Annotated in this window: 19 protein-coding genes; 1 reads left to right on the top strand and 18 read right to left on the bottom strand. The window is 68.9% G+C overall.

Features of this window, described 5'->3' with window-relative positions; translation table 11 throughout:
- Nucleotides 1-20: 20 nt before the first annotated feature.
- The 13 genes from M6D93_RS11200 to M6D93_RS11140 form a co-directional block, all read right to left on the bottom strand.
- Nucleotides 21-1,523, bottom strand: coding sequence for an acyl-CoA synthetase (locus M6D93_RS11200; RefSeq protein ID WP_249769273.1), 1,503 nt, complete (start codon nt 1,521-1,523; stop codon nt 21-23).
- The gene (locus M6D93_RS11195) at nt 1,520-2,476 is read right to left on the bottom strand and encodes a 3-hydroxyacyl-CoA dehydrogenase NAD-binding domain-containing protein (RefSeq protein WP_249769272.1); all 957 of its coding nucleotides are present in this window, start codon (nt 2,474-2,476) and stop codon (nt 1,520-1,522) included. The genes M6D93_RS11200 and M6D93_RS11195 overlap by 4 nt, the downstream gene beginning before the upstream one ends.
- Nucleotides 2,473-4,458 carry an acetoacetate--CoA ligase gene (locus M6D93_RS11190; protein WP_249769270.1) on the bottom strand — a complete coding sequence of 662 codons (1,986 nt, stop codon included), beginning with the start codon at nt 4,456-4,458 and terminating at the stop codon, nt 2,473-2,475. Before M6D93_RS11190 ends, M6D93_RS11195 begins: the two co-directional genes overlap by 4 nt.
- Nucleotides 4,455-5,264, bottom strand: coding sequence for a crotonase/enoyl-CoA hydratase family protein (locus tag M6D93_RS11185; RefSeq protein WP_249769268.1), 810 nt, complete (start codon nt 5,262-5,264; stop codon nt 4,455-4,457). Before M6D93_RS11185 ends, M6D93_RS11190 begins: the two co-directional genes overlap by 4 nt.
- An 82-nt stretch (nt 5,265-5,346) precedes the next feature.
- Nucleotides 5,347-6,261 (bottom strand): alpha/beta fold hydrolase, encoded by a 915-nt coding sequence (locus M6D93_RS11180; protein ID WP_249769266.1) that lies wholly within the window; start codon nt 6,259-6,261, stop codon nt 5,347-5,349.
- A gap of 17 nt (nt 6,262-6,278) precedes the next feature.
- Nucleotides 6,279-6,998 (bottom strand): GAF and ANTAR domain-containing protein, encoded by a 720-nt coding sequence (locus M6D93_RS11175; protein WP_249769264.1) that lies wholly within the window; start codon nt 6,996-6,998, stop codon nt 6,279-6,281.
- A 199-nt stretch (nt 6,999-7,197) separates the two neighbouring features.
- Complete coding sequence (locus M6D93_RS11170; RefSeq protein ID WP_249769262.1) at nt 7,198-8,268, bottom strand: AI-2E family transporter; 1,071 nt, start codon at nt 8,266-8,268, stop codon at nt 7,198-7,200.
- 196 nt (nt 8,269-8,464) lie between these two features.
- Nucleotides 8,465-9,370, bottom strand: coding sequence for a DMT family transporter (locus tag M6D93_RS11165; RefSeq protein WP_249769261.1), 906 nt, complete (start codon nt 9,368-9,370; stop codon nt 8,465-8,467).
- Nucleotides 9,371-9,493: 123 nt separating this feature from the next.
- A complete protein-coding gene (locus M6D93_RS11160; RefSeq protein WP_249769259.1) occupies nt 9,494-10,192 on the bottom strand; it encodes a response regulator in 699 nt (232 codons plus the stop codon).
- Nucleotides 10,193-10,238: 46 nt separating this feature from the next.
- Nucleotides 10,239-11,276 carry a sensor histidine kinase gene (locus M6D93_RS11155; RefSeq protein WP_249769258.1) on the bottom strand — a complete coding sequence of 346 codons (1,038 nt, stop codon included), beginning with the start codon at nt 11,274-11,276 and terminating at the stop codon, nt 10,239-10,241.
- Nucleotides 11,277-11,358: 82 nt separating this feature from the next.
- Nucleotides 11,359-12,096, bottom strand: coding sequence for an ABC transporter permease (locus tag M6D93_RS11150; protein ID WP_249769257.1), 738 nt, complete (start codon nt 12,094-12,096; stop codon nt 11,359-11,361).
- Nucleotides 12,093-12,812: an ABC transporter ATP-binding protein gene (locus M6D93_RS11145; RefSeq protein WP_249769256.1), complete on the bottom strand. Its 720-nt coding sequence runs from the start codon at nt 12,810-12,812 to the stop codon at nt 12,093-12,095. Before M6D93_RS11145 ends, M6D93_RS11150 begins: the two co-directional genes overlap by 4 nt.
- Nucleotides 12,813-12,966: 154 nt before the next feature.
- A complete protein-coding gene (locus tag M6D93_RS11140) occupies nt 12,967-15,228 on the bottom strand; it encodes a diguanylate cyclase (protein WP_249769255.1) in 2,262 nt (753 codons plus the stop codon).
- A 199-nt stretch (nt 15,229-15,427) separates the two neighbouring features.
- Between M6D93_RS11140 and M6D93_RS11135 the strand changes: the two genes are divergently transcribed.
- Complete coding sequence (locus tag M6D93_RS11135; protein WP_249769254.1) at nt 15,428-16,657, top strand: MFS transporter; 1,230 nt, start codon at nt 15,428-15,430, stop codon at nt 16,655-16,657.
- A 120-nt stretch (nt 16,658-16,777) separates the two neighbouring features.
- Here the strand turns inward: M6D93_RS11135 and M6D93_RS11130 are convergent, their stop codons facing one another.
- Genes M6D93_RS11130 through M6D93_RS11110 form a run of 5 tightly spaced genes read right to left on the bottom strand, consistent with a single transcriptional unit; the run spans nt 16,778 to nt 20,415 of the window.
- The gene (locus M6D93_RS11130) at nt 16,778-17,137 is read right to left on the bottom strand and encodes a lycopene cyclase domain-containing protein (protein WP_249769253.1); all 360 of its coding nucleotides are present in this window, start codon (nt 17,135-17,137) and stop codon (nt 16,778-16,780) included.
- A complete protein-coding gene (locus tag M6D93_RS11125) occupies nt 17,134-17,478 on the bottom strand; it encodes a lycopene cyclase domain-containing protein (protein WP_249769252.1) in 345 nt (114 codons plus the stop codon). Before M6D93_RS11125 ends, M6D93_RS11130 begins: the two co-directional genes overlap by 4 nt.
- Nucleotides 17,475-18,665 carry a cytochrome P450 gene (locus tag M6D93_RS11120; protein ID WP_249769251.1) on the bottom strand — a complete coding sequence of 397 codons (1,191 nt, stop codon included), beginning with the start codon at nt 18,663-18,665 and terminating at the stop codon, nt 17,475-17,477. The genes M6D93_RS11125 and M6D93_RS11120 overlap by 4 nt, the downstream gene beginning before the upstream one ends.
- Nucleotides 18,662-19,780: a glycosyltransferase family 2 protein gene (locus tag M6D93_RS11115; RefSeq protein ID WP_249769250.1), complete on the bottom strand. Its 1,119-nt coding sequence runs from the start codon at nt 19,778-19,780 to the stop codon at nt 18,662-18,664. Before M6D93_RS11115 ends, M6D93_RS11120 begins: the two co-directional genes overlap by 4 nt.
- Nucleotides 19,777-20,415 carry a lysophospholipid acyltransferase family protein gene (locus M6D93_RS11110; RefSeq protein ID WP_249769248.1) on the bottom strand — a complete coding sequence of 213 codons (639 nt, stop codon included), beginning with the start codon at nt 20,413-20,415 and terminating at the stop codon, nt 19,777-19,779. The genes M6D93_RS11115 and M6D93_RS11110 overlap by 4 nt, the downstream gene beginning before the upstream one ends.
- Nucleotides 20,416-20,418 lie beyond the last annotated feature (3 nt).

The raw sequence follows: 20,418 nt of genomic DNA, 5'->3' as shown, positions 1-20,418 counted from the left end.
GACCGCTGGTTCGTAGCGCGTCACGAGAGAGCCTTCCGCAGTCGGGACCTGAGGAGCTTGCCGGAGGCGTTGTGCGGCAGATCCGGCACGAACTCCACGGACTTCGGGACCTTGTAGCGCGCCAGCCGCGAGCCCACGTGCCGCAACAGTTCGTCGGCGTCCAGGTGGTGCTCTTCGCGCACGACGACGAACGCGTGCCCGACCTCGCCCCAGGTGGCGTCGGCGACGCCGATGACCGCGCACTCGGCCACCGCCACGTGCGTGTACAGCGCCTGCTCCACCTCGGCGGGATAGACGTTCTCGCCACCGGAGATGTACATGTCCTTGAGCCGGTCGACGATGCGCAGATACCCCTCCGCGTCCCGGGTGGCTACATCGCCGGTGTGCAGCCAGCCATTCGTGAACGCCCGCTCGGTGGCGTCCACGTCCTGCCAGTACCCGGGCGAGACGTTGGGACCGCGCACAAGCACCTCACCGGGCTCGCCGACATCAGCGTCCCGCTCGCCGGCCACGACGCGGACGTCGGTGAAGAAGCAGGCGGTGCCCGCCGAGCCCAGCTTGCGAACCCCGTCGGCCGCGCGCAGCATCGTCGTGCCGGGGGAGGCCTCGGTCAACCCGTACCCCTGCACGATCATCAGGCCGCGGTCGAGCCAGGTCTGCAGCAGCGACTCCGGAATCGGCGAGCCGCCGCTGAGCGCCAGGTGCAGGCTGCTCAGGTCAGCCTCGTGGAACCGGCGTGACTGGGACAGCGCCAGGTACATGGTGGTGACACCGAACAGCAGGGTGACCCGTTGCCCTTCGATGAGGTCGATGGCCTGTGCCGCATCGAACTTCGCCTCGATCAGGGCGGTTCCGCCCTTGAGGACGGTCGGGAACAACACCTGGTTCAGCGCGGCCGTGTGGAACAGCGGCGCGGTCACCAGCGCGATCTCGTCACTGCCGAGGTCGATGTCGACGAGCAGGTTGTACACGTTCCAGATCACGTTGCCGTGCGTCAGCATGACGCCCTTGGGCAGGCCGCTGGTGCCGGAGGTGTACTGGATCATGAACAGGTCGTCGAGGCCGATCTCCTCCTCGATCGGGGAGTCGTCCTCGCTCATGAGACCGTCCAGTCCCGAACCCGCCTGGCGGCTGAACACGACCATATCCGGCCCAGACGCGCCCGCCCTGGCCTGTTCAGCCACGGAGCTCAGGGTGTCCTCGACCAGCAGCAGATCGGCACCGCTGTGCTCGAAGAGGTATCCGAGTTCGGGCGGGGCCAGTCGTGTGTTGAGCGGGACGTAGACGGCGCCGATCCGAGCGGTGGCGAACATCGCGATGACCATCTCCACGGAGTTCATACCGAGGAAGGCGACCCGATCGGCGCGAGCGACCCCGTGTGCCCGCAACCCGTGGGCCAGCCGGGTGGTGGCACGCTCGAGCTGGGCGTAGGTGGTGACCGCGCCGTCCTGGACCAGCGCTGCCTTGTCCGGCGTCATCCCTGCGCGACGCCGCGGCCAGGACCCGAGTCCGTTGTCGGTCACCGTTCGCTCCCGTCCGCGGCATCCAGTCCCGCGCGCTGCTTGACCGCGAGCAGCTCACGCAGCGCCCGGTCGCGGCGGCCCAACACATCGCGCTCGTGCCCGTCGAACTCCGCCTCGACGCCGGCGACCAACTGCTCGGCGAGCTCTGGCGACAGCTCCGGCTCGCCCAGGTCCGCCCACCAGTCGACCATCGGCGGCCCTAGATGCTCCAGCACGTGCCGCAGTCCCCCCGGGCCGCCGGACAGGTGCTGGGTAGCGATCGGACCGAGCAGGGCCCAACGCAGTCCCGGTCCGTTCGCGACGGCTCGATCCAGGTCGGCGACCGAGATCGCGCCGCGTCCGATGAGGTCATAGGCCTCGCGCCACAGCGCTGCCTGCAGGCGGTTCACGACGTGCCCCGGAAGCTCGGCGCGCACCCGAACCGGGCTCCGGCCCAGCGCGGTCATTGCGGCCATCGTCGCGAGGACCGTGTCCTCCGACGTCCGACGGCCGGCCACGACCTCCACCAACGGCACGAGGTGCGGCGGGTTGAACGGGTGCGCGACGACGACCCGATCGGGCCGGCGGCAGGCGTCCTGGAACGCGCTCGGACCGAAGCCGGATGAACTGCTCGCCAGGACGACATCGGGCGCCGCGGCCTCGTCCAGGACGGCGAACAAGGCGCGCTTGACCTCCAAGCGCTCAGGACCGGCTTCGATGACCAGGTCGGCAGCCGCTGCGGCGATCGCAGGGTCGGTGTGGACCGTCAGCCGATCCAGCGCGGCAGGGTTGACGCTGCTGTCCGGCAGTAGGTCGGCCAGGTGGTCGGCGACGGCCGCACGCAGCCGGGCCTCGGCAGCGGGATCGACGTCGGCGGCGTGCACCGTCAGCCCGTGGGCCAGCGCCAGCGCCACCCAGCTGCCGCCGATGGAGCCCGCCCCGATGACGGCCAGCGTGGCCGGAGCGCCCCTCACCGGCTCGCCTGCGACGTGTCGGGCACGGACCGGACCAGCTCCTCGAAGGCGTCGAGCGCGGACGGGTCGGCCAGGGAATCCCGGCTCACCACCGATGATGCCGGGGCGCCCTGCAGGATCCGCTTCACCGGCAGTTCGAGCTTCTTCCCGGTGAGGTTGCGGGGTACGGCCGGCACGGCCACGATCTGGTCGGGCACGTGCCGCGGCGACAGGTCGTGGCGCAGCGCGCCGCGGATGCGTGCGGACAACTCATCGTCCAGTCCGGCCGGTACGCGCAGGACCACGAACAGGATCAACTGGCCGTTGCCGCCGGCCGAATCCTCCAGGTGCACCACCAGGCTGTCGCTGACCTCGGGCAGTTCCTCGACCACTCGGTAGAACTCGGCCGTGCCCAGGCGGACGCCACCGCGGTTCAGGGTGGCGTCGCTGCGGCCGGTGACCACACAGCTGCCGTCGGGTTCGAAGATGATCCAGTCACCGTGGCGCCAGACGCCCGGATACCGATCGAAGTAGGTGTCCCTCAGTCGCGAGCCGTCGGCATCGCCCCACAGCCCGACCGGCATCGACGGCATGGGCGAGGTGACCACCAGTTCGCCCGCAACCCCGACGACCTCATTCCCGTTCTCGTCGAAGGCATGCGCGTCGACGCCGAGCGCGCGCCCGGAGATCATGCCGGCACGCACCGGCAGCAGCGGGTCGTTCTGGACCAGGCCGCCGCACACATCGGTGCCACCGCTGCCGACGTTGAGCTGCACGTGCTTGCCGAGCTGACGGCCGATCCACTCATAGCCCTCGGGCGGCAGGGGCGAGCCGGCCGATCCGACCACTCGGATTCGCAGGTTCAGCTCGCCCAGCTCGATCCCGGCCGCCCGGCAGGCCATGATGAATCCGGGGCTCGCCCCCATCAGAGTGGCGCCGGTCTGTTCGGCCAGCTGCCACTGCCAGGTCAGGTCCGGGTACGCCGGGTCGCCGTCGATCATCACGATCGAGGCGCCCACCAACAACCCGGACACCAGGGCGTTCCACATCATCCAGGCCGTCGTCGAATACCACAGCAGCACATCACCGGGTCCGAGGTCCCACGACAGCGCATGGTTCTTCAGGTGTTCGAGGACGATGCCCCCGTGGCCGTGCACGATCGCCTTCGGCTTGCCGGTGGTGCCCGAGGAGAACAGGACGACGAGTGGATGGTCGAAGGGCACCGGCGTGGTCTCGGTCAGGCCGTGGTCGGACTCGGCCAGCAATCCGGACCACGAGCGCGCGCCGCTCACCCGCCATGCGCCGTACTCGATGTCCAGGACACTGGTCAGGGTGGGCAACGCCGCCACGACCTCGGCCACCTCGGCGCTTCGGTCGACATCCTTGCGCCCGTAGCGGTAGCCGCCCGCGACGAGGAGCACCACTGGTTCCACCTGCCCGAACCGGTCGATGACACTGCGCGGTCCGAACTCCAGCGCGCAGCTCGTCCACACCGCCCCGAGCCCAGCGACGGCCAGGAACGCGACCAGCGCCTCGGGGCAGTTGGGCAGATAGCCGGCGACCCGGTCGCCGGAGCGCACGCCGAGATCGACGAGCACCTGCCGGGCGCGGGCCACTTGCCGACGAAGGTCGCCCCAGCTGAGGTCGAGGTCCGGACGACTCTGTGAGCGGGCCAGCACCGCGACGCTGTCATCGTGCGCGCCCGCTCCGCGCAGGGCCTGCTCGGCATAGTTCAGCAGTGAACCGGGAAACCAGCGCGCGCCGGGCATGATCCGCTCGTCCAGGACCGCGGTGCGACGCCCGTGGTCGACGACGTCGAAGTAGTCCCAGACCGCCGACCAGAAGCCGTCCAGATCGGCTACCGACCAGCGCCACAGCGCATCCCGGTCTCGCAGCTCTACGCCACGATGGTCGCGCAACCAGACCGAGAAGTGTCCGAGGCGACAGGACTGCAGCGCATCCGCCGGCGGCTGCCACAGGATGTCGCCCGTTGCCGGTGTCATCGGTCGGTGACCTTCTCCGCCTTGCCGTCCAGGAACGCCCGCATTCGCGCCTTGGCGTCGTCGGTGCCCTGCGCGATCGCCGCCATCATCGCCTCCATGAAGTAGCCCTCGCGCGGGTTTGCCTCGGCGATCCTGGGCAATGCCTGCACGATGGCGTAGTTGGTCTGAGGCGCGTTCCGCGCGATGAGTTCGGCCAGTTCGATCGCGCGAGCGAGCCCGGCACCGTCGTCGACCACGTACTGCGACAGGCCCGCCGCGTACCCCTCGTCTACGTCGTAGCGACGGCCGGTCAGCATCAGGTCGGTCATTCGCGCTACCCCGATCAGCCGTGGCAGGCGCACCGCGGCACCGCCACCGACGAAGATCCCGCGCATGCCCTCGGGCAGGGCGTAGAACGTCGACCGCTCCGCTACCCGCAGGTGAGCGGCGGCCGCCAGTTCCAGCCCGCCGCCGACCACCGCGCCGCGCAGGGCACAGACGACCGGCACCGGCCCGAATTCGATGTGGTCCAGGGCGCGATGCCACATGCGCGAGTGCCGGACGCCGGAGATGGTGTCGTGCTCGTCCATCTCCGACAGGTCGAGCCCCGCGCTGAAGTGGTCACCTTCCGCCGCGAGCACCACACTGCCGACGTCGCCGGGGAGCTGGGTGAAGAAGCGCTCGATCCCGAGAATGGTCGCGTCGTCGAGGGCGTTTCGCTTGGCCGGCCGGTTGAGGCTGAGCACCGCGACGGCGCCGTGCCGCCGAGCCAGCAATGACGGCGGCAGGTCGATGTCGAAGGAAGGCGTTGCCTCGGGCGCGGTCATGCTTTCTCCAATACACAGGGTTCCTGAGCATTGGACCAGATGCGGACGGCCGCCACAAGTGTGGTTGGCGAAGACGCGCGCCCTACGTCGCGGGCCGGTCGCGGGGCTTGCGGCGCTTGACGGACGTGGCCTGGGCGTTGCGGCCATGCGCCGCCAAGAACGATCGCAGCGGCTCACTGACCCGCTCGGGGTGTTCGACCATCGTCCAGTGCCCACCGTCGATGGCTTGTACGGTCAGATCGCTCACCCAAGGCACCGGAGCCTCCATGGCGAGCTCGCGGCTCACGGCAGTGTCTGCTCGCGGGGCAAGCACCAGCACCGGAACCGAGCATCGAGCGGGACGCCTGGTCAGCGGCACGGTGCGATTCGCCCGGTAGAGACTCAGCCCGGCGACCGCATCGCTACGTCCGCTGGGCGTCGAAGGCCTGCCGAGCATCAGGGTGCCGAGCCCGCTTCGCCAGAACAGGTCCGGCAACACGGGAATCTGGAACCAGGCGAGGTAGCTGGAGGACAGCAGTTGCCGGGCAGCGGCCACCCGCAGCCGGCTGGTCGCGTGACTCATCCAGGACGCGGCGTAGGACAGGTCAGGCCCGGAGATCGAGGTGAAGGAGCAAAACCGTGCCGGTGCCTCGTCCGTCGTGACGGCAGCCCACGACTGAATGGACCCCCAGTCGTGACCGACGAGGTGGATCGGTTCTGCCGATTTCGACTCCGCCACCGTGAGGATGTCGCGAGCCAGCTGGCCGAGGCGGTACGCCGAGCGACGGGTGGGGTGATCCGAGCGCCCGGCTCCCCGGACGTCGTAGCTCACCAACCGGTAGCGATCGACGAGACGTTCAGCCACGCCGTCCCACACGCGATGATCGTCGGGATAGCCGTGCACGAACAGCACCGTTTGCTCCGGCCGGGCGGGACCGGCTTCATACACCGTCAGCCGGACGCCATCGCTGGCCGTCACCGACACCGCTGACCAGGCCCGTTCGGCTTGTGCGCCCATCCGACTCGTCCTTCGGTTTACAGCTCGAGCTCGCCGGTCGCGATGACATCGTCGGCAACGTCTCGCAGCTTGCGGTGCTGATGCTGGCTGGCCATCCGCAACAGATCGAAGGCCTGATCGTCGGTGACCTTGTACAGCGCGATGAGAACGCCGACGGCCATGCCGATCCGGCGGTTCGTTCTGAGCGCAGTCTCCAGGCTCGCTGCCTGGGTCTCGGCATTCGCCTTGGCCAGCGCGATCGCGCTGTGCGTCGCGAGCGCGTCGAGCACCGTCAGGTCGAGGCGGGCGAAAGCCGCGGGCTTGGTCGAATAGACGTTGAGCGAGCCCAGAACCTCGTCGTCCTCGATGAAGAGTCGGTGCGACAGGATGCTTACGATCGCTGTCTTTTCCGCCGCGAGGGGCCCGAACCTCGGCCAGCGCGGGTCATCGGCTATGCCGTCGCTTCGAAACACATGGCCCTTGTGCAGCGAATCGATGCAAGGCCCCTCGTGCATCTGGTACTGGATCGCATCCACTGTCTGCGGGACGTCACCGGTCGCGCCGACGGTGCGGAAGCTGTTCTCGCCGAGCTTCATCGTCACGCCGGCGTCCTCTGCGCCCTCGATGTGGGTCAACGCGTAGCGGACGATCGCTCGCAGTGTCGCGTCGAGGGAGGGCTGACGAGCAAGATCGCGGGCCAGACTGGCGAAATCGGTGCTCAACACGCTGTACGGCGTGGGTTGCTCGAATGCATTCATCGATGCGCCTGCCTCTCGCGGACTCATGGCGAGACCCTGCGGCTCAAGGCGGCGACAATAAGTGACTGAGTCTACGCCCGCTGAGCGCCGCTGGACCCTTCCAGGCGGCGCGGACTCACTCTGTTTCGGGGCGGTCCGAGTCGGCGCGACGCGATCACCGAGAACGCTTCGGGGTCGCTGCGTTCCTGCCGCTCTCGGGCTAGGCGTTCTCGATGCGGGGGAAGATGACCTCATCGAGGACCAGACCGATCGCCACAGCGACCGGAATCGCGACCAGCGCCCCGATGATGCCGAGCAGCGCGCCGCCCATGAGAACGGCGACGACGGTCACGATCGGATGGACGTCGACGGCGTACTTCATCGCCTTCGGCATGATCAGGTAGTCCTCGGCAAGTCGGAACGCCACGTAGAAGATCGCGGTGGCGATCGCGACCGGCAGCGACACGGCCAAGGCGATGAGGCTCACGACGACCCCGCCGATCGTCGAGCCGACCATCGGGACGAGGTCCATCAGGGCGACGAAGATGCCGAGCGCGGCGGAATACGGCACGTCGGTCAGCTGCAGCCAGCCGAAGGTGGCCAGGCCGGCGATGGCCGATGTGGCGAGATTGCCGAGCATGAACCGACCGATGCGAGCCAGGATCTCCTCGGTCAGTTCCTCGACCCGCGGCCGGTGGCTACCCGGCACGAAGCGATAGCTGAAGCGTTTGACGGCCGGCATTCCGACGAGGAAGTACAGCGTGAGGGTGAGCACCACGATGAAGTCGGTAATCGTGCTCAGCACGACCTGGCTCGCGCCCAGCACGCCGTTGAGCACGCTCGGCGCGGTACCGCCGCTGCTCACTTGCTGTTTGCCCTTCTCGATCAGATGGAAACGATCCTCCAGCTTGCCCAGCGTGGAGTGGTGATCGTGCAGTTGCTGGAGCCAGCCCGGGATCGAATGGATGAAGGTGGTGGTCTCGCCGGCGACCGGCGGGATGACCAGGGCGAGGAAACCGCCGAAGACTCCGGCGAAGGCCAGCAACACGATGGCGACCGCGAATCCGCGACGCATTCCGAGGCCGGACAGCCAGCCCACGATCGGCTCCAGGCTGACCGCGACGAACAACGACAGCAGCACCAGAATGAGTGCGCTCTGGATGTGCAACGTCGCTTGAACCAGCAGATAGGCAAGCATCGCGCCGAGCGTCAGACCGAAACCGATGCTGAACCAGGACTGCCCGGCCCGTCGCCCGTCCAACTGCTTGAGCCCTTTCGGCCGCCGCGGCATGGCCGGACTACCCGGAGCGGGCGGAGCCGCCGCGACCGCGAGACCGTCTGCCGCTGGTGGGGCTGACGCTACTGCCGCGGGGCTGAGCCTGCCCGGCCTCCGGGTGCGGCTGAGTCGTGACTGCATGCGAGCGGTCTCCTCCGTGCGATGCGTGCGGGAATTCGATAGCCCGAGCAGGTGCCGCTGTGGTGGCTGCTCACCGCGCCGCGGCTACTGCTGTGTCGATGTGCTCGGCCGACTCCAACTTGCCGAGCTGGATGACCGCCAGCGCGAGCAGGAGTAGCAGGGCGAGCAGAACCGTACCCGAGAGCGGGCCGCGACGCAGGTGCTCGTCGTACACCAGCACGCCGATCGCCACGCTGAGCAGGGGATCGACGGTCGAGATCGCGGGCAGGCTGGCCGTCAGCGGGCCGGCCTGGAACGCGAGCTGAGTGAGGACAAGGCCGATCCCGCCGAGGGCCAACACCGCGTACAGCTGCCAACTCGACAGGACCGCCCACGGGCCGTGCAGGGTCAACACGTTGGTCGCGGCCTTGATGAGGGCAGCAGTACCGGCGAACACGGCGCCGACGGCGACGCCGATCAGCGCCGCGCGAGTGCCGGCGGGAACGCGCCGGCGGGCGATCGACAGACACAGGCCTGCAGTGAGCACACCGGCAAGGGCGGCCAGGGCTGCGGGAAGGTGATCGGCGGAGGACGGCTGCGCAGAATTGGATACCGAACCCGACAGCGCGAGAAAGGCGATCAGGCAACTGACCAGGACGCCCGCCCACAGCACCTCCTGAGCACTGATGACCCAGTCGTGCCGATGCCGGAGTACGAGCGCGAAGAGCAGGCCGCTGACCAGCAGCGGCTGGACCACGGCCAAGGCGCCGAGGTGCAGGGCGGTGACCTGCAGTGCGAGTCCGGCACCGTCGGCGAGCAGACCGCCCAGCCACAACGGATGACTCACGGTGCGACCCAGGAAGCCGCCGACGCCGCGCACGCCCGATCCGGAGATCTTCGGCACCTGGGACGCGCTGGCTTTCTTCAGTGTGGTGGACACGGCGAACGCGAGCGCGGCGGACACGCTCAGCCCTACGACGAGCCAGTTGACTCCCACGGTCGCCTCCGACAGTCAGTGGCCGGGCGTTGTGGTGACCGGCCCTGGCCCGTTTCGTCTGTCGGACATGTTTGGACAGCGTGGAAACCCTGGGGCAAAGGTAGCAATATTTCGCGTCGTACCTCAGGCGGGCCTCGGGGGGCCACCGAGGTCAGTCGCAGCTCCGGTTACGACGACGCCGGATTCGTAGGCCAGCACGACAAGTTGGGTCCGGTCGTGCAACCCGAGTTTGGTCAGCATCCGGCTCACATGGGTCTTGACGGTCAACGGACTGAGCACCAGCTCGGCGGCGACTTCGGCGTTGGAGCGCCCCCGGGCCACCTGCCGCAGCACCTCGATCTCGCGGTTCGTGAGCTGGGCGACCAGGCTCGAGACATCAGCCGCATCCGAAGGTCGCGCGGCGAACTCGGCGATGAGGCGGCGGGTCACCTGGGGCGCCAGCATCGCGCCGCCCTCCGTGACGTGCTGGATGGCTCGGTGAAGATCCTCCGGAGAGGTGTCCTTGAGCAGAAATCCGCTGGCGCCTGCCCGCAACGCGCCGTAGACGTACTCGTCCAGATCGAAGGTCGTGAGGACGAGCACCCGGACGTCGGCCAGGGCCGGGTCGGCGGCAATCCGACGGGTGGCTTCGATGCCGTCCACCCGCGGCATCCGAACGTCCATCAGCAGCACGTCGGGGCGTTCGGCACGCGCCAGCGCCACCGCCTGCTCACCGTCGGCGGCCGCGCCGACGAACTCCAGATCCGGCGCGAGCTGAACCTGAAGACGAAAGCCGTCACGGATCATGGGCTGGTCGTCGGCGATGCCGACTCGGATGGTCATCGGGCCTGTCCCGCCACCGGGTGGCGCGTCGTCGTCCAGGACGCCGTCATCGCGGCCGCCCCGACGCCGGCAACTGCACCCGGACCGTCCAGCCGTCGGCGCCCGCGCCGAGCTGTGCGTGACCGCCCACCGCCGCGACGCGTTCTCGCACGCCGCGCAGGCCATTGCCTTCAACCGCGTCGGTGATACCCGGAGCAAGCCGGTTGTGGACGGCGATGTCGATCGTGGGGCCGACCTCGACCGTGACGCGGGCGGCGTTGTCACCGCAATGGCGTAACACGTTCGTCAACGCTTCCTGCACGATTCGGTAGGCGGCCTCGCCGCTGTCCGCTCCGGCGGCGGTGAGGTCCCCGACGATCTCCAGTTCGATGTCCATGCCTGACCGGCGGGCCGCCTGGACGAGCTCAGGGATGTCGGCCAGGTCGCGGCGTCCGCTGTCTTCGCGCAGCAGTCCGACCAACCAGCGCACCTCGCGAAGCACGCCACGCCCGGCCGTCTCGATGGACAGTAGGGACCGCGTCGCCGCAGTGGTGTCGCCCGCGGCGACGGCCAGCCGGGCGGCACCGGCCTGAACGGTGATCGCGCCCATCCCGTGACCGACGACGTCGTGCAGATCGCGGGCCAGCCGGACGCGTTCGGCGACGATCAGTTCACGCCGGCGCGCCGTTTCGTGGATCGCGCGGGTCGACCGGGACTGCCCGATGACGGCGGCGGCCAAGAGGACCAGACCCAACGGCGCGGCCAGGAATCCGTTGCCCGACAGGCCCAGCGCCGCGGCGGCGACGACGATGCCCACTCCGACGCTTGCCCATCCCCGGGCGCGGGAGACATCGTTCTCCGACGCTGCGGCCACCCGAGCGACTCGCTCCACGGCTACGGCCGACGCCGCCGGTAGTACCGGCGCGCCTGCGGTCACCTGGACGGCGTAGCAGATCGTGGTCAGCCCGAGGACAAGCAGGGGACGGCGATCGCGAAGGGTCAGAGCCACACCGGCTCCGATCGCTGCCGCCGTTGCGCCCAGCTCGGCGATGACGCTCACCGAGCCATCGGCAGTACCCGAACGCGCCGACACCAGCTGGAGCACGATGCATCCAACTGGTATCAGCGCGCGCTTCACCGGCAGAGCTTCCCACTGCTTGGCCCCGCGCGGATGCATTCGCGGCCGATCAGACCGGATCATGGCGCGTGAAGTGCAGCGCGGCTGCGGTGCACGCGGCGGCGACGAATGCGCCGACGACGAGTGCAGCGGTGCCTGCCGGCAGCCCGGTCTCGCCGACCAGGGCTCGGCCGGCACCGGTCGGAGTCCACCGCGCAACGGCGTCGCCGTGCGGGGACAGGACCACGGGAAGCAGTCCTTCTCCGACGAAACGCCATAGGAGGACCGCCGTGATCGCCACAGCGGTGTTGCGGGTCAGAATTCCCAGCGCGGTGGCCAGCACCGACCACAGCGCACCGAGCGCCACAGCCGCGACGAGGTGCCCCACGTCGGCCAGGCGCCCGAGTGGCATCGTTGATCCGGCCAGCCTCGCGGTCACGAACCCGGACAGGGTTGCCAGGCCGGTTCCGGCCAGCAGTGTGGTCGCCCCGAAGGCCGCCGATGCCAGAGACTTCGACAGCAACAGGCGGCGACGGCTGGGCGTGAGCAGGGCCGTGGTGCGGATGGTGCGATGCTGGAACTCCCCGGCGCTGACGACGATCGCCGTCACGACGACGAGGAACCACAGCGCCTGCACCGGACCCATGGCGACCTCGCTCCACGCGGGGATCGGGGTTCGGTCATGGATCGCCGTGCGGACGAGGGCGACGCCGATGATGGTCGACAGGATGGCCGCGACCGCGGCGACGACCCAGGTTCCCCGCAGTGAGCGAAGCTTGAGCAGTTCCGAACGCAGGCTGTTGATCATGCCGACCGTCCTCCCGAGACGATGTCCAGGAACAGTCCCTCGAGAGAGGCTGACCGGTGTTGGTGCAAGAGCAATTCCGTGGGCCCGCGGGCAATCAGGCGCCCGTGGTCGAGAATGAGGACGTCGTCGACGGTTTGGGCGAGCTCAGCCAACTGGTGACTCGACACCAGTACCGTGCGACCCTCGTCGGCCAGTCGGCGCAGCAGCTCTCGCAGCCAGCGCACGCCGATCGGGTCCAAGCCGTTGGCCGGCTCGTCCAACACCAGGGTCTCGGGATCGCCGAGCAACGCCGCGGCCAGGCCGAGCCGTTGCCGCATGCCCAGCGAGTAACCCCGGACCCGGTAGCCGGCCGCCTCGGAGAGCGCCACCAGCTCGAGCATCTCCTCGACGCGGGCGTCGCTCACGGCACAGGCTCGTGCCAGTACCCGCAGCGACGCTCGTCCGGTGCGGCCGGGGTGGAAGACGTCCGCGTCGGTCAGCGCTCCGATCGTCCGACCGGGGTCGGGGAGTTCGCCGTAGCTGCTTCCGTCGAAGGTCGCCGCTCCCGAGGTGGCTCGCGTCAGGCCCAGCAGCACCCGCAGCGCGGTCGACTTGCCTGCGCCATTGGCGCCGATGAAGCCCGTGATCGATCCGGGCTCGAGGGTGAAGCTCAGATTGTCAACGGCGGTCACCGCGCCATATCGCTTGGTGACCCGATCAAAGGTGATGCCAGCCATCAGGATCCGTCCCGTCCGAGCAGTGATGTGAACGAGACAACTCTGTCCGGGAACCATCGGCCCGGCATCGGCCTGCGGATGACACCTCACGTACCTCCTGAGGAGTACGGCGTCGGCCGACGGGCGCGAACGGCACTGTGGCCGCTCGCGGTCCCTAGCGAGTTCGGCCCTGTTTACCCGCATACATCTGCTGGTCGGCCGCGTGAACGAGGCTGTCGAAGTCGGCACCGTTGTCCGGGTAGGTCGCGAGCCCGATGCTGACCGAGGGCGTCACCGCGCCACGGGGCAGGGCCACCGGGCTCGACAGCGTGTCGGCGAGTGAGTCGACGATCCGGCCGGCCTCGGCCGCCGCGGAGCGTGCGCCCAGGCCAGGTAGCAGTACCAGGAACTCGTCCCCGCCGAGGCGGGCGATCACGTCGCTGCGCCGCAACCGCAGCTGCAGTCGCTGGGCGGTCGCGTGCAGAACAGCGTCGCCGGCCAGGTGGCCGTGCCCGTCGTTGATCTGCTTGAACTCGTCGATGTCCAGATACAGCAGGGCGAATCCGGTGCCGTCGACGCTGGATTGCAACACTGCCGACTCAACGAGTTCCTCCGCGCGACGACGATTCCAGACCCCGGTGAGGGGGTCCTTGAACGCCAGCGATTCGAGCTCGGCGAGGTATCGAGCCGTCCGCTTGCGTTCGATCTGAAGGAGATTCTCGCTTTCGACCTTCGACGTCACGTCGTTCTGGATGCCGATGTACTGAACGAGTCGACCGCTGCCGTCGAAGACCGGCGCCAGATAGACCTCGTTCCACCAGCGCACCCGCTCCGGGCCGCGGTAGTTGATGAGCGTCTCGCGAATCTCGCGCCCGTCCAGGATCGCTTCGCGGATTCGGCGGATCGCGTCCGGGTCGGTGTCCTCGCCCTGCAGGATTCGGCAATTGATGCCGAGGACTTCGTCGGCAGCCAGTCCGGACAAGCGCTCGAAGGCGGAGTTGACGTAGACGAGCGGGTGATTGGGACGGGTGACATCGGCGATGGTGACACCGTTCGTCGTGGCGGCCAGAGCCCGCCGCAGCGTGGCGTCGACGCTGGTCTCCAGCACGAGCCGCTCGGCGTCCGGATGGACGCCGGGCCGGCCCGCTGCCGCGAACGGGCGCGAGGCGGTGTTGAGCTGTGCCGCCGCGGGAAACGTCGCCACCCGATCAGGCCCAACCGGCAAGACCCGGGACAACAGCACCTGGGCCGCGTCGGCAACGATGGAGCGTTCGTAGGTGAGCGCGAATTCGAAGGTTCGCTCGTTGTCGGGACCGGTATCGCCGAGATCACGAGCCAGCAGGGCCGCGGCGAAGTGCGGCGCCAGCACCACGATGTTCCATTCGCCGCGGACGGGGTCATCGGCGTCGAGGTCGGCGCCGCGTACGCCGGGGATCGGCTCCGGACCGAGGTCCTGTCCGATTGCGGCGACGAAGCCGACCTGATCGGCCAGATCCAGGTAACGCGCCGCGGTTGCGGCGGTGAAGTGCTTGGCCTCCTGGAACGCGGCTACGACCACGCAGGTGCTGCCGAATCTGATGGCCTCCCGCTCGAGGAACTTGCTCAGCTCGATGAGCAGAGGCTTCTTCGAACGTCTCAGCGGCACGTCGGCGGGCAGGCAGGCGAAGGGCGACTGCGACAGGACCGTTTCCCGGCTGGGCGGCAGGTCGAGCGCGGCCGTGGGCAGCGATCGTGCGGCGCCCTCGGCGGGCCGCCCGAACATCCATCCCTGGCCCAGGCGAGCTCCCAGCGCGGTGGCCATCCGAAGATGAGCCTCGTCCTCGATTCCCTCCGCCAGCAGCACCGCACCCGTCCGCTCGGCGTAGGCGTTCACGGCGTTCATGATTTCGGCGACGGCCGGTCCGGGACGCTTCTGCACCAGGCTCAGGTCAAGTTTCACGATGTCCGGTCGGAGTAGCGGCATGAACGCGAGCGACATGTCCTCCGCGCCGACATCGTCCAACGCGATCCGCCAGCCGGCTGCCCGCAACCTGTTCACGGTCGCCAGCAGCTCCGCCGGCCGGGTCGCGATGGCCCGTTCGGTGATCTCCAGGACGACCTGAAGCTGCCCTGGCGCGCATTCGGCCAGGTCCACGAGTTCACCCAGCTTCGCCGAGTCCAGCACCTCGGGCTCGACGTTGATGAAAACGGTGAGCGGATCGAAGATCCCGGCCGAGATGGCGCTTTCCAGCGCGGTTCGCCGGCAGAGCTCGTCCAACTCGGTCAGACATCCCGCAGCCCTTGCTGCGGCAAAGAGGATGTCGGGGCGTTCCAGGGGCCCGGCAGGACCGCGAGACAACGCCTCGTAGGCCACGACCGCACCCGAATCCAGGTCGACGATGGGCTGGAACACGGTACGCACGAGGCGTTCACGCAGTACTTCGTCAATGCCGGTCATATTCCGCACCCCGCGTCATCGGATTCGATGGCCGGCGAGGTCGTCGAGACCGCTGCCGACAAGGAAAGAGCAGGCTGCTGTCCAACCACCCTCCAGCATCGGCCAGCTCCGGACAAAGTCAAGGCGATCCGAGGGATATTCCGGGCGCGCGGTGCGATCCGGGGAACCGGCGATGCGCAACGCCTGCTAGAACCGTGACGTGACTGATGTTCCCGCGACCGGGTTGGCGAGCTATCGGCACGCGCTGAGCTTTCCCGGCACGGCGGCGTTCAGCGGCGCCGGTGCCCTGGCCAGGCTGCCGCAGGCGATGGTCGGGCTGGGCTCGGTCCTGCTGCTTACCGGCCTCGGGCGCTCCTACACGCTGGCAGGACTGCTGGCCGGATCGGTTTCACTGGCGCAGGCCGTCCTCTCGCCGCAGATCAGCCGGCTGATCGACCGGCGTGGACAGCGCGTGGTGCTGGCACCCCAGCTGGCGGCTCATCTGATCAGCCTGGGATTGCTGGTCATCGCGGCCGAGCGGCACGCGCCGCCGTGGCTGCTGCTCGCGACCGGCGTCCTGGTCGGTGTCTCGCTACCACAGTTCGGGGCGTGCGCTCGGGCACGATGGACCGCGCTGCTGGCCGGCGATTCCTACCTGGCCGCCGGCCTGTCGATCGAGTCGCTGATCGACGAAGCCGTATTCATCATCGGCCCTGTCCTGGTCACCACCCTGGCCACCGTCGTTGCCCCCGCCGCGGGCCTGCTCACCGCGCTCGGGCTCGCACTCGTCGGGGGATGGATCTTCCTTGCCCAATCCGGTACGGAGCCAGGGCCCCAGCGAGCGGCCGCGGGGGTGCGCCGCGCGCGAGCGATCCGGCATCGCGGCGTGCTGGTGATCGTCGGGGTGTTCTTCGCGATCGGGGTCCTGTTCGGGCTCGTCGAGGTGGGAATCGTCGCCCTGGCCCGCGAGCATGCCCGTCCTGGGCTGGCCGGCACGATGCTTGCACTGTGGGCCAGCGGCAGCCTCATCTGCGGGACGGCCTACGGCGCGGTTCGATGGGCCAGACCACCCGCGCGCCGGTTTCAGATCGGGGCCACCGCGATGGGCGTGGGATGCCTGCTCGTCGCACTAGCCGCGTCGCATTCGCTGCTGTGGGCGACCGTGGCGCTTGTGGTTGCGGGGCTGGCCAACGCTCCGACGCTGCTTACCGGCAACGTCCTCGTTCCCCTGGTCGCCCCCGCCCACGCCGTCACCGAGGCATACACCTGGCTCGGGGTCATCGTCTTCGCCGGCGTCGCCATCGGATCACCTCTCGGCGGTGCACTCATCGATAACGCCGGCGCCGGGACGGCCCTGTGGGCCAGCGTGGTGGCCGGCGCCGCCGCGGCTCTCACCGCCACGGTGGGTCAACGGGCCTTGTCAGCGCCCGTTCCCGAGGTGGCGGCGTGAACCGGTCGCAGGCCAAGGACAGGCAGCCAGCCCTGACAGGCATCGAGCAGGTCGGCGAGGGCCGTCGTCGGCTCGGCGTCACCGGCCGGGTCGGCCTCGACCGAGCGTTGTTCAGCAGGCTCATGCGGTCTCGTTGCGCGCCTCAACCGGTGCCGGGTGGCCGTCCGCCCCGCCTGCCTCGAGCGTGTCCGGCGATGACCGGAGCCTGATCCACGCGATGAGGGTGTTCACGGTCATCGCGAAGCCAAAGGCGATGTCCTCGATCGGCGCGTAGGCGATTCGCACCCCGATGATCGCCGTGGGGTTGTAGGTGACGATGTGGTAGCCCGTGAGGATACCGTTCACCAGAAGTTGGAAGGCCAGGATGATGGCGTAGCTCAGCCAGAACGCCCGTGTCCGAAGCAGCCTCGTGCCGAGGACGACGAGGTCCAGTGTGACTGCGATGAGTACGGCTGCGACGGCCAGGACGGTGTAGGTCACGGCGCCGCTCGATCATCGTGCCGGGCGCGGGCGTTCTGCGAGACCAGACTGACCATTTCGAACGTGAGGATGACGCACAGCGGGATGACGATGAAGAACATGGCCTCTTCGATCGGCAGCTTTCCCGGTAGGAGAACCCGGGTGGTTCGGATCCGACTGTAGGTCCAGTGATGGGCGTGGATGGCATACAGATCCCACGTCGTGAACACGACGAACGTAGCCAGGACGCTCAGCCCGAGCCGTCGGCGGTAGCCGGCGAGCCGCCCCCGAACCGAGACCGCCAGCGGCGCGACGCACGCCAGGCAGCCGAAGAGGACGGCAAGATAACTCAGGTTCCTCATGACGACGCCGGAAATCCGATCGGGCCGTGCGCGCGCGAGTTCAGCAAGCCCTTTGTGGCCAGCGGATTCCCGTCGCAGCGCAGGGCGAGAGGGCCGGCCGCGGTCAGCGTGATGCCCGCCCGCAAACCAGGGTGGGGGCCGGTCCGGGTCAGGCTGAGGTCGGCGAACTCGGCCGCCACGGTTCGTAGCATCAGCCGGGCCAGTTGCGCGCCCAGACAGGTCCGCTCGCCCGCCGCGAAGGGAATGAAGCCCCAGGCGGGCACCGGATCGCTGAACCGGTCCGGCCGAAAGACCGTGGGATCGGTCCACAGCGTGGGGTCGCGATGGGTCAGGTAGGGGCTGTACATGACCAGCGTCCCGGACGGGATCACGACATCGTCGAAGGTGACCGGTGTTGCCGTGATCCGGGTGCCCATCCAGCCGGCTGGGTAGAGCCGCAGGGTTTCCTCGACGAGCAGCGGCACTCGGTCCGGCGTTGCGAAGGAGGGGTGCTCGGCAAGGTGCCACAACAGCCAGGCCAGGGTGTGAGCAGTCGTGTCGTAGGCCGCAGCCAGGGCGACGCGCGCCTCTTCGATGCCGCCAGGCAGGGCACTGAACGCCCCGGCCAGGGTTGTCGGCCCGGCGTGGGCCAGCGCATGGCCAAGCGCCCGGTTCATCCGGCGAAACAGCCATGGTCGGCGCAGGAACGGTGCGGGCAGCGCGCGGTCGAGGGGTGCGAGGAAGCGCTGCAGCAGAGCGGCGGGGATCGTGTCGTCGAAGAACAGGGCCGAAAGCACGTCCCGAACAAGCGCGCTCGACCAGGCCGTCGCATCGAAATCGCCGCGGGGCAGGCGGTCCCGGGTGATGGCCCGGATACGGGGCTCGAGGTCGGCCAGTGCGGTCCGATGAAAGCTCGGGTTCAGCACCTGTCGTCGACGGCGGTGCTCGGGGGCCTCGGTCCGGACGAGGCCCCCTGCGAGATAGGGAGAAAGTCCACTCATGCTGCCCCGACTGCGAAACGTCGACAGGTCACCGAGGATGAGACGGTTCCAGTCCGGGGAGTAGCCGACCACCGCGGATCGCCAGAGCCGCAGCGAGAAAACGGACCCGAGGCGTGAACCCTCCTCGATCAGGCCCAGCGGATCGGTACCCCACCGGCCCAGGTGACCGACAAGCCGTTGAGCATGTGGCGCCGGATAGTCCCTCATGGACGCACGCCGGTCAGGCGACGGCTCGGCGCCGCAACGTAGGTGTAGGGCCGACCCTTCCAATGCTGGGTGCGCCGCAGGGCCTGGACGAACAGTGGCAGCGCCGCGAGCGGACTCAGTGGCTGGAGCACGGCTTGCCACCATTGCCGCCGTCCGGTCTTGGCTTCCACGACCAGGCGTTCCACCACCCCGAGGACGACGACCAGGGCCCACCGCGGACGACGCCAGGACAGCAGCGGGGGCACCGCGTAGGCGAGCAGGTGCCAGCCGGCGGCCAGCACCAATCGTGCGCGGGACCCGCCGGTTGTGGCGAGCAGCCCTCGCGCGAAGCCCGTCACGCACGCCCGGTAGCCGTAATACATGCGGGTCCGGACGATCGCGCCGCCCAGCACCACTCCGAGTTGCAGTCCACGCCGACGGGCCAGCCGCGCCAGGGCAACGTCTTCGACCACGTCACCGCGCACGGCCTCGAAGCCGCCGAGGACGTCGTAGGCGCGCCGGTTGAACACCATCAGCGACCCGTTGGCCGTCGCTGCGGACGGAACATCGGCACGCAGCAACGGGAAGGGCAGGAAGCACAGCAGCACGTCGTCGACAAGCGGGACGAGCAGGTGTTCGCCGATGCTTGCGGTCTGTTGCTGGGGAAACACCGACAGCAGGTCGGCACCCTGACGCTGCTGTTCGGCGAGAACGCTCAGGACGGCTCCGGGCGCGAGGACGACGTCGGCGTCACAGAAGACCAGTGACTCCGACGTCGCCTGCGCCCCCAGCTGCTGGCAGGCCCACGTTTTGCCGGTCCATCCGGGCGGGGTCGGCGCACCGGCGAGGACGCGCGCCTGCCGATGATCAGCGGTCATCGTTTCGGCCAGCTGGTAGGTGGCATCGGTGGAGCAGTCGTCCAACAGGATCAGCTCGTCGACGCCCTGGGCCAGGATCGCCGGCAACGTATGGACGAGCCGATCGGCTTCGTCGCGCATCGGCACCAGCAGGGAAACCGTCGGGCGAGGGCGGGCGGATCCCGCTCCGGTCAGCACGGGGAAGGTGGCGACGTTGATGGCCAGGTTGCCGAGTTTGAGGGCGAGGAAGGCCAGCACGGCGCGAAACAGGATGCTCACCCGTGCGTCCTCGCCGTCCACCGCGAGATTCGCTCGTCCCAGCTGAGTCGTCCGGTCAGTACGGTGGCGAACCCCGCCAGCGGCTCGCGGGGATCGCTGTCTGCAAGCTCGCCGTCCAGTACCTGAAGTCGAGCGGCCAGCTCTCCGGCGACATCGCCGTCGGGGCTGACGCTGACATCGACGTAGGCCTCGGGCTTCTGGTGGCCACGCAGTACAACCCTTGTGGCGGCGATCGCGATGGGCACTTGAGCCTTTCGGGCCAGCCACTGCGCGCCGGGCGTTATCGGTCCGAGTGGACCCGGTGCGCGCAGCTCGGCCTCGGGGAAGATGATCAACGGACGGCCAGAACCCAGCGCGGCCAACGCCTTCCTGGGCTGATCGACCGGAATCGCACCGAGGTCGGTCAGGAACCCGAACCGCCGCAGGTTGTCGGCGTCCATGAGCAGACACGGTTCGTGGCCGTGGTGACGCAGGACGGCATTGGCGACAAAGCCGTCCCACCAACTGTGGTGATTGGCCGCCCATACGAACGCGGCCGCCGGCGGTGTATTGCGTAGCCACACCCCGCGCAGTCCGCCGCGCACCAACTGCTCGAAGCAGAACCCGAACGCGGCGGCTCGGCGACTGCTCGTCACGGC

The organism is Jatrophihabitans telluris (genome assembly GCF_023516435.1).
Classification (GTDB): domain Bacteria; phylum Actinomycetota; class Actinomycetes; order Mycobacteriales; family Jatrophihabitantaceae; genus Jatrophihabitans_A; species Jatrophihabitans_A telluris.
This window is presented reverse-complemented; position numbering and strand designations above follow the sequence as displayed.

Coding starts and splice junctions, on each gene's coding strand:
- M6D93_RS11140 (WP_249769255.1), bottom strand. CDS start 15,228: ATGACCGGCATTGACGAAGTACTGCGTGAACGCCTCGTGCGTACCGTG.
- M6D93_RS11125 (WP_249769252.1), bottom strand. CDS start 17,478: ATGAGGAACCTGAGTTATCTTGCCGTCCTCTTCGGCTGCCTGGCGTGC.
- M6D93_RS11145 (WP_249769256.1), bottom strand. CDS start 12,812: ATGGCTGGCATCACCTTTGATCGGGTCACCAAGCGATATGGCGCGGTG.
- M6D93_RS11175 (WP_249769264.1), bottom strand. CDS start 6,998: ATGAATGCATTCGAGCAACCCACGCCGTACAGCGTGTTGAGCACCGAT.
- M6D93_RS11185 (WP_249769268.1), bottom strand. CDS start 5,264: ATGACCGCGCCCGAGGCAACGCCTTCCTTCGACATCGACCTGCCGCCG.
- M6D93_RS11160 (WP_249769259.1), bottom strand. CDS start 10,192: ATGACCATCCGAGTCGGCATCGCCGACGACCAGCCCATGATCCGTGAC.
- M6D93_RS11120 (WP_249769251.1), bottom strand. CDS start 18,665: ATGAGGGACTATCCGGCGCCACATGCTCAACGGCTTGTCGGTCACCTG.
- M6D93_RS11180 (WP_249769266.1), bottom strand. CDS start 6,261: ATGGGCGCACAAGCCGAACGGGCCTGGTCAGCGGTGTCGGTGACGGCC.
- M6D93_RS11150 (WP_249769257.1), bottom strand. CDS start 12,096: ATGATCAACAGCCTGCGTTCGGAACTGCTCAAGCTTCGCTCACTGCGG.
- M6D93_RS11190 (WP_249769270.1), bottom strand. CDS start 4,458: ATGACACCGGCAACGGGCGACATCCTGTGGCAGCCGCCGGCGGATGCG.
- M6D93_RS11170 (WP_249769262.1), bottom strand. CDS start 8,268: ATGCCGCGGCGGCCGAAAGGGCTCAAGCAGTTGGACGGGCGACGGGCC.